This is a genomic window from Haloarcula sp. H-GB4, assembly GCF_030848575.1.
Classification (GTDB): Archaea; Halobacteriota; Halobacteria; order Halobacteriales; family Haloarculaceae; genus Haloarcula.
In genome coordinates this window covers 842006-854123 of sequence record NZ_JAVDDX010000001.1, presented here as the reverse complement: position 1 = coordinate 854123, position 12118 = coordinate 842006, and the positions used below count along the sequence as shown (strand labels likewise).

Here is a 12118-nt window from a genome sequence, read left to right as displayed (position 1 = left end):
AATTCACCTGCGACTTTATTTTGACGGCGACTGTAGCTTTCAGTGGTGTTTCCAATGGGCAAAGACATCCTCATGATCGCCGGCGATTTCGTCGAAGACTACGAAATAATGGTGCCGTTCCAGGCGCTGCAGATGGTTGGCCACGAGGTCGACGCGGTATGTCCCGACAAAGCGGCCGAAGAGACAGTCAAGACAGCGATACACGACTTCCGCGGCGACCAGACCTACATGGAGTCCCGCGGCCACGACTTCGTCCTGAACGCGACGATGGCCGACGTGACACCCAGCGACTACGACGCACTCGTCGTCCCCGGCGGTCGCGCCCCCGAGTATCTCCGGACGTATGACGAGGTGCTAGACGCGGTACAGCACTTCTTTGCAGAGGACAAACCGGTCGCAGCGTTGTGTCACGGGCCGCAGATTCTCGCCGCCGCCGACGTACTGGACGGCTACGAGATGACGTCGTACCCGGCCTGTCGCGCCGAGTGTGAGGCTGGCGGGTGTTCGTGGGTCGACGAGGTGGTCACCGACGGCAACCTCGTCACCGGGCAGGCCTGGCCCGACCACCCCGAGTGGCTTGCGCAGTTCATGGCCCTGCTCGGCGACGAGGTGTCCCACGGCGAGCCGATTCCCGCTGACGACTGAGGTCACACAGTTTTGGAGGGATTCATAACAAACAAATAACGTGGGCGTTTCCCTCCGTTGAGGCGGGTGGGAACTGGCATAGTGCACCATTACGTTCGCCCGCCTCGTTTTACAGCGGTCATCGTAACTCTCGACAGGGTAGCACCAGATTTGTTACACAGGGGCACAAAACGTCGACTGCAATGCCCTCCAACACTTCACCACAGGACGGCGACCGCGGCTGTCCGAAGTGTGGTCACACCGGCACTGACGTGGGTAGCATCTCGACCACGGGCGGCGGCCTCTCGAAGATGTTCGATATTCAGACCAACCAGTTTCAGGTCGTCACGTGTACAAACTGCGGCTACTCGGAGCTGTACCGTGACACCGGGTCTGGCGGGAGCGACCTGGCAGACATCTTCCTCGGCTAACGATGCCTGCCACGACCGGGCTGTTCCTCGTAGTCATGTTGCTCGCGGTGGCCGCACCGCTGGCCCTGTACGCGCTGGTCCGAAGCGAACACGACCAGCACGTCGAGACGGACCGTGAGACTGCCGAACGGCTTGCCCGGCGCGATACGGACGACGAAAGTCGAGTCCGGTGAGTTACCCGGGCCCGTCGCGTTGGGGTCGGGGTGAGTCGTTCATACATCGGCACAGCACCACGTCCAGAACATCGCACTCCTCGAATAAACTCCAAACAATGGGAAAGTGTACCGATGTCGAACCTTTTATCATAATACTCGCACAACGTCCGACCATGGTTGACAAAGAAGACCTCCGCTCACAGTTCGTTGATGCGTTCGGGGAAGCAGACTATCCGATTTCCAGTCCGATGGACCTCGTCCCAGCACTTCCGGGCGGCCCGTCGACGAAGTTCGAGTCTGGCGACTTCTCGATGACAGCGATGGAACTGAACACGAAGCTCAACGGGGAGTTCCCATACGAGAGTGTCGACGACTTCGTCGACGACGTCATGGCTTCGCTCGAAGATCAGGATCTCATCTGAGCGGGCCACACTGGCTCCCGGCCGCTTCACCGGTTTCGCGAGATAACTCGTGAGAGCCTCGGACGAACGAGTCGGTAGCCGTTCCCACATACCCTTGAGGTTTATCAGGGCAACGTCCCTAGTCAGTACATGGTCGGTTTGCCGGGGATCGAGACGCTCGTTCGGACGTTCGGACCGTTTCTCATCCCCGCAACGCTGTTCGTTCTGGGTGCCATCGGCTATCTGTTCCTGTGGCTCCTGACCCGGAACCGACGCGAAACCTACGCTGCCGACGAGTGACAGCGGTGGGTTGGATGTGGTCGGCGCGCACAAGTTTGTTGGAATCGCCAATCTTTTGGGTTAGATCCGTCTAATTTGGTGTATGCTGAGTGCCAAGATGGAGGATTATTTGAAGGCCATCTATCGCCTTGAGCGGGACGGCGACCCGCCGATTGCTCCGTCTACTATCGCCGAGATGCTGGACGTTACGGCACCGACGGTCACCAGTATGGTCGAGAAGCTGGCTGACCGCGGGCTGATCGAGCGCGAGAAGTACAAGGGCGTGCAGACAACGCCGGAAGGCGAGACGGTAGCGCTGGAGATTATCCGCCACCATCGCCTGCTTGAGACGTTTCTCACCGAGCAGTTGGGGTACGACTGGGCCGAGGTCCACGAGGAAGCGGAGGTCCTCGAACACCACATCAGCGAGGAGTTCGAGCGCCGGGTCGCGGCTGTCCTCGACGAACCGGAGTTCGATCCTCACGGGGACCCGATTCCCAGCGACTCGCTGGACCCCATCGACGACGACTCCGCGACGGCGCTGTCAGAACACGGCGAAGGGGGGCGACTTGAAGTTGCACGAGTCCGGGACCGTGATCCCGACGAACTCACGTATCTCTCCGACGCCGGCATCACGCCGGGGACCGTGCTGACTGTCGAGGAAGTCGCTCCCATCGGGATGGTGACGGTCCAGCTAGAGAGCGGGTCGTCGGTGTCGCTCCCGGACCACATCGCCGATGCGATTCAGGTCCGCGCACCGGATACGCAGGGCGAAGACGGAGTGAGCCAGGCGTGAGCGACGCGACGTGGCTGACGGTGGTGGCAATAGCAGCCGGTGCACAGCTTGCGGTCCTTCCCGGCGAGAAAGTTCAGTTCATCATTGCCGGCCTGTCGACCCGGTTCAATCCGTTCCTCGTTGTCAGTGCCGCGGGCACCGCCTTCGCCGGCTGGACGGCGCTTGAGATCTGGTTCGGCTCCGCAATCACGTCTGTACTGCCGGGAATCGTCCTCGAAAGCCTCACCGCCGGAATGTTCCTGCTGTTCGCGATACTACTGCTCCGCAGCGCCCCGGCAGCCGGTGCAGAGCAACAGGAGCCCGCGTCCGGCTTCACCACTGACGGCGGACAGCTAGACGTTCGCGTTCCCGTTGTCGACTGGCAAGTGCCGAACAAACTCGGCGGCTTCCTGCCCATCTTCGCGATGATGGCCTTCGGCGAGTTCGGCGATAAGACCCAGCTCATTACAATCACGCTCGCCGCCCAGTACAGCGCCCACGCCAGCGCTATCTGGACCGGTGAGATGCTCGCCATCATTCCAGTGAGCCTCGCCAACGCGCTGTTCTTCCACCGGTTCGCCCACCGTTTCAACCTGCGGAAAGCGCACTTCGTCGGCGCAGGGCTGTTCCTGTTTTTCGCCGCGGACTTCGCCCTGAGCGTGACGATGGGAATCTCGCTGTGGGAAACGATGGTCTCGTCCATCGCGGCGCAGATGGGTGCCTGAGACGAACGGCCTGGCTGATTTGAGCGACAGAAGACTTTTGCAAAACGCCCGACAGTACCGGATAATGCCCTCCAGACGTAGCCTTCTCACAGCAGGAACACTCGTTGCACTCTCGGGCTGTGCAACACTCAGTCCTGCGAGCGCTCGACTCGCCGGCGTGCGGCTAACGAACACCGGTTCGGCGACACAGGAGTTCGAATTCACAGTCACAGTCGACCGCGAAACGGTGTACGAGGAGACACATACTGTCAGGGCTGCGGAGGACGATGCAACCGTGGAACTGGACGATTCGCTTCCGGACAGACAGGGCCCGATAACGATCGCGACGACCATCGCCGGGACCGATATCTCGGAGGAGACGACGTTCGACGACGACAACTGTTACGACGTCATTGTCGAGTACACCGGTGACAACGTAGTCCACTGGCAGAGCGGGAGCAGCGACTGTGATGCATTCCAGTGACTCGCCCAGAGGCCAGCGCTTCGTCGCCAGCCGTGGCTCTCAGTCGCGACCAGCGAACCCACTAGAGGTCGTTGTTCAGTCCTGACTGATGCTGTCGAGTTCCCGCGTCTCATCCGGAGCGCCCGTCTGTCGGACTTTCCCGGCAAGGACCGAGAGGACGTAGATCCCCACTGCGACGAGAACGATGACGCCGCCGGCTGTCGCACCGGCGTAGTACGAGATACCGATGCCGATCAGGACGGCCAGTTCGGCCAGTACAATCGAAACTAGCAGCGATTCCGAGAAGCTCCGGGACACCTGCGTCGCGCCGGCGACCGGGACGACCAGCATGGCCGCGACGAGAATGACGCCCATGATCTGCATCGCACCGACGACGACGAGCGCCGTCAGCATCACCATAATCCGGTTGTACCAGGCGACCGGCAGTCCGGAGACGGCGGCGGCGGTCTCGTCGAACGTGACGTACAGCAACTGGTTGCGGGTGAGTGCAACCGTTGCGACGATGACGCTGAACAGTCCGAGCATGATGACCGCGTTCTCGGCGGACACCGTCGAGAGGTTACCAAAGAGGTACTGATTGATACCGACGGCCAGACCGCCAGCGTTGAGGCTGATGAGGACTGTTCCCAGCGCGAACCCCGTCGAGAGGACAATCGCCATCGACACGTCGTTGTAGGCGTCGGTTGCCTCAGAGATGAGTTCGATGAGCAACGCCGCGATAACGGCCACGACGACGGCGGTGAGGTACGGCGAAATGCTCAGTTCAAGAACGGCATTGAGAAACAGCCCGACAGCGACGCCGGCAAAGGCCGTGTGGGCAAGTGCGTCCCCGATGAGGGCGAGCTGGCGGTGGACGAGAAAGGTCCCGATAAGCGGCGCGATGACGCCGACGCACAGCCCGACCAGTATCGCCCGGTACATGAATGTGTACTCGGGGTTGATGAGCTCCAGCCCGGTCAGATGGTAGAGCTGTGTCAGGAGCAAGTACCACAGTTCCAGGATCGGGACGAACGCCTCGTAGACACCGCCGGCGGCAACCGCGAGCGTCATCCGTTGCCTCCGGTCAGCGACCGCGCACCTGTCCCGAACGCTCTGGACAGCGCCGCGCTGTCAGTGAATTCCGCCGACGGCCCGTCGAAGTATATTTCGCGGTTCAGGCAGATGACACGCTCCGCGTGTTCAGTGACGGCTTGGAGGTCGTGTTCGATGAGCAGGACGGTAATACCGTTGTCGTGGAGCGATTCGAGCAGTCCGTAGAAGGCGTCAACCGATTCCGTGTCCACGCCGACAGTCGGCTCATCCAGCACGAGCAGGTCGGCCTCACCCGCCAGCGCCCGGGCGATGAACGCGCGCTGGCGCTGCCCGCCGGAAAGCTGGGTGATTCGCCGGTCGGCGAACGCCGACATCCCGACCGTGTCGATGGCTCTATCGACGATACGCCAATCGGCCGCGGAGAGACGCCCAAACCCGACGTGTGGGAACCGGCCCATCTTGACCACTTCGCGGACGGTTATGGGCATCTCCCGGGTCGTCCCGGCACGCTGTGCGACGTAGCCAACTCTGGCACCGTCGTCGAACGCCGTCGCGTCGACGCCAAACAGCTCTGCTGTCCCGCTGTCCGGTTCCAGAAGCCCGAGCAGCAACTGCATGAGCGTCGACTTGCCGGACCCGTTTGGGCCGACCACGGCGACGTACTCTCCGGCATCGATACTGACACTGATATCTTCGACAACGGGCGTGGACGTGTACCCGAACGACACGTCTGCGAGCTCAACGACGGAGGGCCCGCTCTCGTTTGATTCGGTCGTTGCTTCGTCAGCACCGTCTCGGTGGGATGAACGCGTTGTCATTTTCATTCGAAGTTCCGCCAGTCCTCGCTCCAGCCGTCGGGCCCCGCGTCTTCAGGTGCCGTGTTGCCCAGAACGACCTCGAACGTCGGCATGTTTATTCGGTAGGCGATTTCCTCGTACCCCCAGCCGTTTGCGACCCACTCCTTACGGACGCCAGCATACGGTGTCACGGGGTAGTAGGCTTTGACTGGTGTCTCGGCAAGTAGCTGCTTTGCAGGCTTGCGCGTCTCAAAGACGCCGGCCCCGATGTACCGGATGTCGTTATCCGCGATGACTTCTTTTGCCTCGGTGATGTCCGTGGGCTTCACATCACCACTGGCCGCGAGATTGACCACGAGTGGGCGCATCTCAACGCCGTAACGTGAGCCGATGTACTGGAAGGCGTTGTGCGCCGCGAGCTGGACCACGTTCCTGTCTGCCCGGTCGAAAATATCGGCGTAGTCCGCGTCAATGCGGTCGAGAACGTCCGAGTTGTACGTCTCGGCGTTGTCCCGAAGCGTGGCTTCGGCGTCCGGTGCGAGCGCGACCAGCCCCTCGGTAATATTGTTGACCGACTGTTTTGCGCGTTGTGGGTCAAGCCAGAAGTGGGGGTCGCTGGCTCTGTTCTGTCCGACACCCTCTTCGTCGCGGTTGAGACTCGCCGCGAGCGATTCGAGTTCGATACCCTCGCGGACGTTGATGCGGTCGGTATCGACGTTGTCGTCTTCGAGCGTCTGAATCGCGCGGTCGGCCCACGGCTGGAAGTCTGGGCCGACGTGGATGAACGCGTCCGCGTCGATTATTTCCCGCGTGATGCTAGCGTCCGGTTCCCAGCCGTGGCCGTGCAGTCCGGTCGGGATGAGGTTCTTGACCGTTATCGGCGTCCCGCGTGCGACCTTCCGAGCGAAGTCGTAGAAACTGAAGAACGACGCGACCGCGACCGGTCCGTCCGCACCGCTGGGACTGTCGCTGCTATTCGATCCCGCTTCCGTCCCGCCGCCGGTCAGACAGCCGGCAAAGCCGGACGCAAGAACTCCAGCTCCGGCACTGAGTGCCTGCCTACGGGTGACTCTATACGGCTTATCGCCACAGAGTTGGTTAGTTGCCATGTGTTGCTTGCTATCGGAGAAGAATATAATAGTTTTCATCTAACTATAGAATTAGACTCATCTAATTTTTCGAGGCACCCATGCCTGAAATCCGCTCTGTGTCACAGACACGGGCGGACACAACACATAAACCGGCGCTCGAAGTTGGTCCGATATGCCCGGACTCGACGACACAGACCACGAAATCCTCCGGTTGCTGCTCGAAGACGCCAGGCGGCCCTACAGTGACATTGCCGAGCGGGTGGACCTCTCGGCCCCTGCAGTCTCCGACCGAATCGACCGACTCCTCGAAATGGGACTGATACAGGGCTTTACCGTCGATGTCGACCGCTCACTGTTACAAGCCGGCGTGCCAGTCCTGATCGAGATAGACGCAAAGCCGGGTCGGGCCGCCGATATCGCCGGGGCGGTCAGCGACGCCGACGCCGTTGAGCGAGTCTATCGGACCGCCGGCGGTCGGGTCGTGCTGGCGGCGACCGTTCCGCAGTCCGACGCGAGCGAACTCCTCGCCGAACACGTCGACCTCGGGGACGTGGACCGCTACGAGGTGCGGATGATTGCGGACAGCGAGTGGACCGTCGGGCTTGGTGCGGCGGAGTTTGCGCCCGATTGTGCGGAGTGTGGCAACACCGTCGATGAAGAAGGTGAGCAACGCACGCTCGACGGAGAGCGGTACTACTTCTGCTGTGGGTCCTGTGCAGAGCGGTTCGTCGACCAGTACGAGTCACTGAAAGATGGTGCCTGAACCACGACACCTCCTTTTGATTGCTGACTTTCCGGCTGTATAGGTTTGGATACCAGTCTAATGGCCTATTTTGAGGTTCGAATAAAAGGGACAAACCGCATGAATACGGGGGGCGTATAATGAAACAAGATGAGTAACCGGACCACTCGGCTCGAACTGACGGGGATGAGCTGTGCCAACTGTGCGGGCACTATCGAGGAGTCGGTGGGCGAGCTGGACGGGGTCACGTCCGTCGACGCGAACTACGCCACCGACGAGGGGAGCGTCGAGTACGACCCTGACGTGGTGTCACTGGCCGATATCGTCGCCGCCGTACAGGACGCCGGCTACGGCGTCGCAACGGAGACAGTGACTGTCGGCATCACCGACATGTCGTGTGCAAACTGCGCAGACACCAACGAGGAGGCGCTGGAAGGGACCGCGGGCGTCATCGACGCCAGCGTGAACTATGCCACCGACGAGGCCCAGGTCACGTACAATCCGGCCGACGTGTCGCGTTCAGACCTCTACGACGCTATCGAATCTGCCGGCTACACTCCCGTAAGGGAGAACAGCGGGAGTGCAAACGGTGGGGACGGCGACAGCGGTGAGCAGTCCGGCGCTGACCGCCGTGCTGCCGCGCGCAACGAGGAGACGCGCAAACAGCTCCGACTCACGCTGTTCGGAGCGGTACTGTCGGCCCCGCTCTTGCTGTTCATGGCGGACCACCTGTTCTCGCTCGGCCTCGTCGGCGAGACGGTTCTAGGCGTGCCACAGGGTTGGGTTGCCTTCGCGCTCGCGACACCGGTCCAGATGCTGCTGGGCAAGCCGTTTTACGAGAACGCCTACAAGGCGCTGGTCAACAACCGGCGGGCGAACATGGACGTGCTCATCGCCCTGGGTTCCTCGACGGCGTACGTCTACTCGGTGGCCGCGCTGTCCGGACTGATCGCGAGCACGGGGCTGTACTTCGACACGGCCGCGCTGATCCTCGTGTTCATTACGCTCGGTAACTATCTCGAAGCCCGCTCGAAGAGTCAGGCCGGGGCCGCCATCCAGCAACTGCTCGAGATGGAGGCTGACACGGCAACGGTCGTCCGTGACGACGGCAGCGAGGAAGAGATTCCCATCGACGAAGTGGGGGTCGGCGACCGGCTGAAAGTCCGGCCTGGAGAGAAGATTCCGACGGACGGCGTCGTCGTGGACGGCGATTCGGCGGTCGACGAGTCGATGGTGACCGGCGAGTCCGTCCCGGTCGAGAAAGGCGAGGGCGATGAGGTCATCGGCTCGACGGTGAACCAGAACGGTGTCCTCGAAGTCGAGGCGACGAAGGTCGGCTCGGAGACGGCTATCCAGCAGATAGCAGAGCGTGTCCGGCAGGCCCAGTCGCGCCAGCCGGACATCCAGAACGTCGCCGACCGCATCTCGGCGTACTTCGTCCCGGCAGTCATCGGTAACGCCGTCCTCTGGGCGGTGCTGTGGGCGGTCGCGCCGGAGACGCTGGCCGCCGTCGTTGACGCGCTCCCACTGTGGGGACTGGCCGCGGGCGGTCCGGCCGGCGTCGGTGTGAGCGAGTTCGCCGTCGTCGTGTTCGCGTCCGCTGTCCTGATCGCCTGTCCCTGCGCACTCGGGCTGGCAACGCCCGCTGCGACGATGGTCGGAACAGCAATCGGCGCGCGCAACGGCGTCCTGTTCAAGGGCGGCGACGTGCTCGAACGCGTCCACGAGGTCGACACTGTCGTCTTCGACAAGACGGGGACGCTGACGAAAGGCGAGATGGAACTCACGGATGTGGAAGTCGTCGGACCGGCCGCCGACGGAGGGACGCTCCGACCCGAGCGCGAACTGACAGAAGAGTTCATCCTCGAAGTCGCCGCCAGCGCCGAACACGCCAGCGAGCACCCACTGGCTGAGGCCATCGTCGACGGCGCACGCGACCGCGGCATCGAGGTCGAAGACCCCGACGAATTCGAGAACGTCCCCGGACAGGGCGTGAAAGCGACGACGCGTCACGGTCACGTCCTCGTCGGCAACCGGAAACTGCTGTCCGAGGCCGGTGTCGACACCGCGCCGGCAGAGGACCGGATGGACGCCCTCGAACGCGAGGGCAAGACGGCGATGTTGGTCGCGCTGGCCGAGGATGCGGATGGTGACGGCACCGAGGGCGACAGTGACCCGGACTACCGTCTCATCGGTATCGTCGCCGACGCGGACACGGTCAAGGAGTCCGCGAAGACCGCCGTCAGCGGCCTGCGCGAGCGCGGACTCGGCGTCTGGCTCATCACCGGCGACAACGAGCGGACTGCCCGCGCGGTTGCCGAAGAAGTCGGTATCGACCCCGACAACGTGATGGCCGACGTACTGCCGGAAGACAAGGCCGACGCGGTCAACGACCTTCAGAGCGACGGCGACCAGGCGATGATGGTCGGTGACGGCGTCAACGACGCGCCGGCGCTGGCGGCCGCGACCGTCGGTTGTGCCATCGGCTCTGGGACCGACGTGGCAATCGAGGCCGGGGACGTGACCCTGCTTCGGGACGACCCCGCCGACGTGGTGAAGGCCATCCGGATATCCGAGGCCACGCTCCAGAAGATCAAGCAGAACCTCTTCTGGGCGCTCGGATACAACACCGTGATGATTCCGCTGGCCTCGCTGGGACTCCTCCAGCCGGCACTTGCCGCCGCGGCGATGGCTGCCTCGTCCGTGTCGGTGCTCGCAAACAGCCTCGCGTTCCGCCGGTACACACCGGATTCGGCGTACCGGCTGTTCGGATTCCTCCGTCGCTGACCGGAACCGTCTCCAGCAGACTCATTTGTCGCCGGGCCTCATCTACGAACAGTGACTGCTGAGGAGCGTGTCGCCGACGAGCCGACGGGAGAGACAGTGTCACAGCCGGGCGGTGTCGGCGTTCGACTCCGGGCGCTCTGGCGGGCGCTCGTCATCGTCTGGCAGTTCGTCCCGCTGCTCTGGCAGTGGGGTCGGGACCGGAAACGGTTCCTCCTGTTCGGTCGGTCCCGGTCAGTGGCCCCCGAGACGCGGACGCGGCGCGCCCGCTACCTGAAAGACACCTTTGTCGACCTCGGCCCGGCGTTCATCAAACTCGGGCAGATGCTCTCGACCCGGCCCGACGCCCTGCCGCGGGCGTACGTCGACGTGCTCTCGGAACTGCAGGACAACGTTCCGCCGGACGCCTGGGCGACCATCGAGCCTGTTATCGAACGAGAGCTTGGCGACGATATTGACACGCTGTTCGGGGAGTTCGACACGACAGCCATCTCCGGAGCCTCGCTTGGGCAGGTGTACGAGGCGCAGATCGACGGCCAGCGGGTCGCTGTGAAGGTGCTCCGTCCCAATATCAGGACGCGTGTCGAATCCGACCTGCGCGTGCTGTCGACGTTGCTGCCGGTGCTCACCTACGGCGCAGACCCGGGCCAGGCATTCACGCTGGAAAATCTCACCGAGGAGTTCGCAACGACTGTCCGCCGGGAAATGGACTACGACCACGAGGCGCGAATGCTCCGCGAAATCGGCGACAACTTCGCAAACGACGACGACATCGCCATCCCAGACGTTGTCAAGAGCCACTCGACGGACCGCGTGCTGACGATGACATACCTCGACGGGGTGAAAATCGACGACGTGGAGCGACTTGACGAACTGGGCATCGACCGCCCGGCGCTCGTCCGCCGCCTCGAAGAGGTGTACATCCAGATGATCGTCGAGGACGGCCTCTTCCACGCCGACCCCCACCCCGGAAATCTGGCGGTCCAGCCCGACGGGACGCTCGTCTTCTATGATTTCGGGATGACTGGCTACCTCGGTCCCCGAACACAGGACCAGCTGCTTGAGTTCTACGTCGGACTGGCGACCGACGACGTGGACCGTGTGATGGACGCCTTCGTCGAGATGGGCGCGCTGGACCCGATGGCCGACCGCGACGTGATGCGGGAAGCGTTCGACATCGTCATCGAGCAGTTCCGCGGCGAGGATATCAGTGAGTACCGTATCGAACAGCTCGTCGGCCAGTTCGAGGCGCAACTGTACGAGTTCCCGATGCGACTGCCACAGGACCTGGCGCTGGTGGTCCGTGTGACAACAGTACTTGAGGGCGTCTGTCGGACGCTCGACCCCGAGTTCGACTTCATCGAGATCATCTCGGAGTACGTCATGGAGCAAGGCGCCGGGGACGACGTTCGGGAGCAGATCAAGACCGAAATCCAAGAGACGGTGACGGACGGGACCCGATCAGCGGTGCGAGCAGCGCCGAAGCTAGAGGGCGCACTCGACAGAGTCGAGCGCGAAGAACTGCTTGTCAAGACCGTCCTGGAAGACTCCGACGGACTGAGCCGGGTGCTCGCCAAGCGGCTCCTGCTCGGTATCGTCGCTAGCGCCGGCGTGCCGGTGAGTGCCTATCTCTACACCGTGAGCGGACTCCAGCCTGCTGCCCTCGCACTGGGCGGGAGCGCGGCCGTGATCGGAATTCTCGCGTGGTCGTTCCGCCGACGCCGCGGGCCGGCGCTGTCCTCACCACAGTTCACCCGTCACGAGATGCAACAGCGGCAGGCAACTGACGCCGCGGACGGAGACGAGTAACCAGTGCCGA

General features: G+C 62.8%; 14 protein-coding genes. 11 read left to right on the top strand and 3 right to left on the bottom strand.

Annotated elements, in window-relative coordinates; genetic code table 11:
* Positions 1-54 precede the first annotated feature (54 nt).
* The 8 genes from RBH20_RS04565 to RBH20_RS04530 all read left to right on the top strand — a co-directional run bounded on the left by RBH20_RS04565 (position 55) and on the right by RBH20_RS04530 (position 3853).
* Positions 55-645, top strand: coding sequence for a DJ-1/PfpI family protein (locus tag RBH20_RS04565; RefSeq protein WP_306705970.1), 591 nt, complete (start codon positions 55-57; stop codon positions 643-645).
* A 182-nt stretch (positions 646-827) separates the two neighbouring features.
* Complete coding sequence (locus RBH20_RS04560; protein WP_306705968.1) at positions 828-1055, top strand: zinc ribbon domain-containing protein; 228 nt, start codon at positions 828-830, stop codon at positions 1053-1055.
* Between the two features lie 2 nt (positions 1056-1057).
* The gene (locus RBH20_RS04555; protein WP_306705963.1) at positions 1058-1228 is read left to right on the top strand and encodes a hypothetical protein; all 171 of its coding nucleotides are present in this window, start codon (positions 1058-1060) and stop codon (positions 1226-1228) included.
* Positions 1229-1383: 155 nt separating this feature from the next.
* On the top strand, positions 1384-1632 hold the full coding sequence (locus RBH20_RS04550; RefSeq protein WP_306705958.1) for an MTH865 family protein: 249 nt from the start codon (positions 1384-1386) through the stop codon (positions 1630-1632).
* A gap of 129 nt (positions 1633-1761) precedes the next feature.
* Complete coding sequence (locus tag RBH20_RS04545; RefSeq protein ID WP_004515676.1) at positions 1762-1911, top strand: hypothetical protein; 150 nt, start codon at positions 1762-1764, stop codon at positions 1909-1911.
* Between the two features lie 82 nt (positions 1912-1993).
* A complete protein-coding gene (locus tag RBH20_RS04540; protein WP_306705956.1) occupies positions 1994-2686 on the top strand; it encodes a metal-dependent transcriptional regulator in 693 nt (230 codons plus the stop codon).
* Positions 2683-3390, top strand: coding sequence for a TMEM165/GDT1 family protein (locus tag RBH20_RS04535; RefSeq protein WP_306705955.1), 708 nt, complete (start codon positions 2683-2685; stop codon positions 3388-3390). The genes RBH20_RS04540 and RBH20_RS04535 overlap by 4 nt, the downstream gene beginning before the upstream one ends.
* Positions 3391-3454: 64 nt before the next feature.
* Positions 3455-3853 (top strand): hypothetical protein, encoded by a 399-nt coding sequence (locus tag RBH20_RS04530; protein ID WP_306705954.1) that lies wholly within the window; start codon positions 3455-3457, stop codon positions 3851-3853.
* A 75-nt stretch (positions 3854-3928) separates the two neighbouring features.
* Here RBH20_RS04530 and RBH20_RS04525 read toward each other — a convergent pair whose 3' ends face one another.
* From RBH20_RS04525 to RBH20_RS04515, 3 genes are read right to left on the bottom strand one after another with little or no spacing between them, the layout of a single operon-like run.
* A complete protein-coding gene (locus RBH20_RS04525; RefSeq protein ID WP_306705951.1) occupies positions 3929-4903 on the bottom strand; it encodes a metal ABC transporter permease in 975 nt (324 codons plus the stop codon).
* Entirely contained in the window at positions 4900-5703 is an 804-nt protein-coding gene (locus RBH20_RS04520) for a metal ABC transporter ATP-binding protein (protein WP_306705950.1), read from the bottom strand. The genes RBH20_RS04525 and RBH20_RS04520 overlap by 4 nt, the downstream gene beginning before the upstream one ends.
* A gap of 2 nt (positions 5704-5705) precedes the next feature.
* Entirely contained in the window at positions 5706-6791 is a 1086-nt protein-coding gene (locus tag RBH20_RS04515) for a metal ABC transporter substrate-binding protein (RefSeq protein ID WP_306705948.1), read from the bottom strand.
* Positions 6792-6945: 154 nt separating this feature from the next.
* Between RBH20_RS04515 and RBH20_RS04510 the strand changes: the two genes are divergently transcribed.
* From RBH20_RS04510 to RBH20_RS04500, 3 genes are all read left to right on the top strand, one after another.
* Positions 6946-7536, top strand: coding sequence for a winged helix-turn-helix transcriptional regulator (locus RBH20_RS04510; RefSeq protein WP_306705946.1), 591 nt, complete (start codon positions 6946-6948; stop codon positions 7534-7536).
* A gap of 129 nt (positions 7537-7665) precedes the next feature.
* Positions 7666-10302, top strand: a complete 2637-nt coding sequence (locus RBH20_RS04505) for a heavy metal translocating P-type ATPase (protein WP_306705944.1) — start codon at positions 7666-7668, stop codon at positions 10300-10302.
* 51 nt (positions 10303-10353) lie between these two features.
* Positions 10354-12108, top strand: a complete 1755-nt coding sequence (locus tag RBH20_RS04500) for an AarF/ABC1/UbiB kinase family protein (protein WP_306705937.1) — start codon at positions 10354-10356, stop codon at positions 12106-12108.
* Positions 12109-12118 lie beyond the last annotated feature (10 nt).

Excerpts from the sequence above, each read along its gene's own strand:
- RBH20_RS04550 (WP_306705958.1), top strand. The coding sequence starts at position 1,384 with ATGGTTGACAAAGAAGACCTCCGCTCACAGTTCGTTGATGCGTTCGGG.
- RBH20_RS04530 (WP_306705954.1), top strand. The coding sequence starts at position 3,455 with ATGCCCTCCAGACGTAGCCTTCTCACAGCAGGAACACTCGTTGCACTC.
- RBH20_RS04560 (WP_306705968.1), top strand. The coding sequence starts at position 828 with ATGCCCTCCAACACTTCACCACAGGACGGCGACCGCGGCTGTCCGAAG.
- RBH20_RS04525 (WP_306705951.1), bottom strand. The coding sequence starts at position 4,903 with ATGACGCTCGCGGTTGCCGCCGGCGGTGTCTACGAGGCGTTCGTCCCG.
- RBH20_RS04555 (WP_306705963.1), top strand. The coding sequence starts at position 1,058 with ATGCCTGCCACGACCGGGCTGTTCCTCGTAGTCATGTTGCTCGCGGTG.
- RBH20_RS04565 (WP_306705970.1), top strand. The coding sequence starts at position 55 with ATGGGCAAAGACATCCTCATGATCGCCGGCGATTTCGTCGAAGACTAC.
- RBH20_RS04515 (WP_306705948.1), bottom strand. The coding sequence starts at position 6,791 with ATGGCAACTAACCAACTCTGTGGCGATAAGCCGTATAGAGTCACCCGT.
- RBH20_RS04505 (WP_306705944.1), top strand. The coding sequence starts at position 7,666 with ATGAGTAACCGGACCACTCGGCTCGAACTGACGGGGATGAGCTGTGCC.
- RBH20_RS04540 (WP_306705956.1), top strand. The coding sequence starts at position 1,994 with ATGCTGAGTGCCAAGATGGAGGATTATTTGAAGGCCATCTATCGCCTT.
- RBH20_RS04545 (WP_004515676.1), top strand. The coding sequence starts at position 1,762 with ATGGTCGGTTTGCCGGGGATCGAGACGCTCGTTCGGACGTTCGGACCG.
- RBH20_RS04520 (WP_306705950.1), bottom strand. The coding sequence starts at position 5,703 with ATGACAACGCGTTCATCCCACCGAGACGGTGCTGACGAAGCAACGACC.
- RBH20_RS04510 (WP_306705946.1), top strand. The coding sequence starts at position 6,946 with ATGCCCGGACTCGACGACACAGACCACGAAATCCTCCGGTTGCTGCTC.